This is a genomic window from Komagataeibacter diospyri (assembly GCF_006538165.1).
GTDB lineage: Bacteria > Pseudomonadota > Alphaproteobacteria > Acetobacterales > Acetobacteraceae > Komagataeibacter > Komagataeibacter diospyri.
Map to the genome: position 1 here is coordinate 1 of NZ_BDLU01000017.1, position 2,288 is coordinate 2,288.

Annotated in this window: 5 protein-coding genes; all 5 read left to right on the top strand. The window is 52.1% G+C overall.

Annotation, left to right across the window (positions count from 1 at the left end; translation table 11 throughout):
- A partial coding sequence (locus tag MSKU9_RS18480; RefSeq protein WP_370685910.1) for an RNase A-like domain-containing protein occupies positions 1 to 207 on the top strand: 207 nt, incomplete at its 5' end.
- Entirely contained in the window at positions 182 to 565 is a 384-nt protein-coding gene (locus tag MSKU9_RS03285; RefSeq protein WP_193557623.1) for a hypothetical protein, read from the top strand. The genes MSKU9_RS18480 and MSKU9_RS03285, both read left to right, overlap by 26 nt.
- Before the next feature lie 303 nt (positions 566 to 868).
- Positions 869 to 1,330, top strand: a complete 462-nt coding sequence (locus MSKU9_RS03290) for an RNase A-like domain-containing protein (protein WP_227002347.1) — start codon at positions 869 to 871, stop codon at positions 1,328 to 1,330.
- Positions 1,305 to 1,688 (top strand): hypothetical protein, encoded by a 384-nt coding sequence (locus MSKU9_RS03295; protein WP_193557624.1) that lies wholly within the window; start codon positions 1,305 to 1,307, stop codon positions 1,686 to 1,688. The genes MSKU9_RS03290 and MSKU9_RS03295 overlap by 26 nt, the downstream gene beginning before the upstream one ends.
- A gap of 341 nt (positions 1,689 to 2,029) precedes the next feature.
- Positions 2,030 to 2,287: a hypothetical protein gene (locus MSKU9_RS03300; protein WP_227002348.1), complete on the top strand. Its 258-nt coding sequence runs from the start codon at positions 2,030 to 2,032 to the stop codon at positions 2,285 to 2,287.
- Position 2,288 lies beyond the last annotated feature (1 nt).

Below are 2,288 nucleotides of genomic sequence, written 5' to 3' on the forward strand. Positions count from 1 at the left end.
GACAATTCTTCCAAGGTTGACACGTGGCTCAGGGATGCCAGAGATGGAAGTTCAATTCACGTTGAAGGGCATCTTTCGGGCAGCGGGGCGATTGTCGTCGAAAAAGCTGATCGTGTAAGAAAATCTGCGCGATATCTTAGAGTTACAATCACTAAAAAAGAACATAACGGGATGATTTATTATGTCCAGACTATTATACTTTACTGATTATGAAATCCGCCAAACATTTGATTGTCTGGCCGGTCTCGGTGCCAGTTCTTTAGGCGAAGATGCCGATATGTTTGGAGATACGCTGGAGGAAGCAATCCAGTGCGGACCGCGAACGCATGATCTTCCGTTCAAACTGCAAACAATCGCTGAATTAAGAACTTTACTGGCCTGCAACGATGCAGAAATTGACCATGTTACTTGGGCCCTGATCCGCATAGATCCAACAGTTGAACCGGAGGAACCACCCAACTGGGGCAGTTTTCCAAGCCTGCGGGCATTCTGGTCTGCCGTCCTGCACGTTTTTGAAAATGACCCCGAGGTGCAGGCAGAAAAAGAGATTGACCGAAACCCGTAAGGGCGCAGCGTTCACACCATGAAAAACTGAGAGGTCTGTTTTCATGTACTGGCGTTGTAGAAGCAGACCGGCGGAAGTCGCGTGCATGCTGGACACAGGAAGCACCATGCCAAATTCCGGAAAGCGGACGTAAATATCTGTATCCGCCAATCTGAAAAAAGCTGAAAAGCGCCGCCAGTGAGGGTCGTAGGTGAGAGCCGTGCAGCCCAGATACCGATACCGATACCGATACCGGCTCTATCTTGCTCCTAAATCCTCCCCCAACCCCGATTTCTCGCTGTCGAGCACTGCCACCGGCCTGTCGTGCAACGCACTGGTCAGCTGGCACGGACACCTGCCAACCAGAATCTCCTCTCACCGCATCGACAGAACCGGCTTGACCTCAACCATCATGAGGCACCACCGCATAACCGCAAGGCGGGCGGCCATGTGCTGCTAAAGCATGTTGACCCGACCGAGGCGTATATCGAGCGCCGGTTTAGGAAGGAAAACCGTCCTATTGTTTCGTTCTTTACCTCGAAGGAAGACGCCGAACGTGCTATTCACGCACTGCTTCGGGATAATTCTTCCAAGGTTGATACGTGGCTCAGGGATGCTGGAAATGGAGACAGAATTATTCTTGATGGATATTTCTTCGGGAGAGGGGCCGTCATTATCGAAAGTGCCAATCGAGAACACAAAGCTGCGCGGCGCATCGAAATTACAATTATCAAAAAAGAACACAATGGGATGATCTACTATGTCCACACTGTTAAACTTGACTAAATATGGTATTTTCGACCTGTTTCCGCGTCTCACTAATCTGGGTGCCAGTTCGTTTGGCGAAGATGCAGATACTTTTGGCGATACGCTGTGCGAGGTCATTGATGATGCACCGCGAGGTCATCGCCTGCCGTTCAAACAGCAGACAGTCAACGAATTAAGAACTTTACTGTCCTGCAACGATGTAGAAATTGACCATGTTACCTGGGCCCTGATCCGCATAGATCCAACAGTTGAACCGGAGGAACCACCCAACTGGGGCAGCTTCCCAGGCCTGCGGGCATTCTGGTCTGCCGTCCTGCACGTTTTTGAAAATGACCCCGAGGTGCAGGCAGGAAAAGAGATTGACCGCAACCCGTAGGGACGCAGCGCTCACACCATGAAAAACTGAGAGGTCTGTTTTCACGTACTGGCGTTGCAGAATCAGGCCATCCACTTCCCCCTTAACTGCCGGTCTGCCAAATGAACTTGAAGCAGACCCGCGGAAGTCGCCTGCATGCTGGACACAGGAAGCACCATGCCAAATTCCGAAAAGCGGACGTAAGTGTCTGTATCCGCCAATCTGAAAAAAGCTGAAGAGCGCCGCCAGTGAGGGTCGTAGGTGAGAGCCGTGCAGCCCAGATACCGATACCGGCTCTATCTTGCTCCTAAATCCTTCCCCAACCCTGATTTCTCGCTGTCGAGCACTTCCACCGGCCTGTCGTGCAACGCACCGGTCAGCCGGCACGGACACCTGCCAACCAGAATCTCCTCTCACCGCATCGACAGAACCGGCTTGACCTCAACCATCATGAAGCGCCACCGCATAACCGCAAGGCGGGCGGACATGTGCTGCTAAAGCATGTTGACCCGACCGAGGCGTATATCGAGCGCCGGTTTACGGCGTGTCGTCAGTTAAGCAGGATGATGATTGAGGCGAACTGCACGGCTGCGAGGAAGGTCGATTTCAGTTTATCGTAGC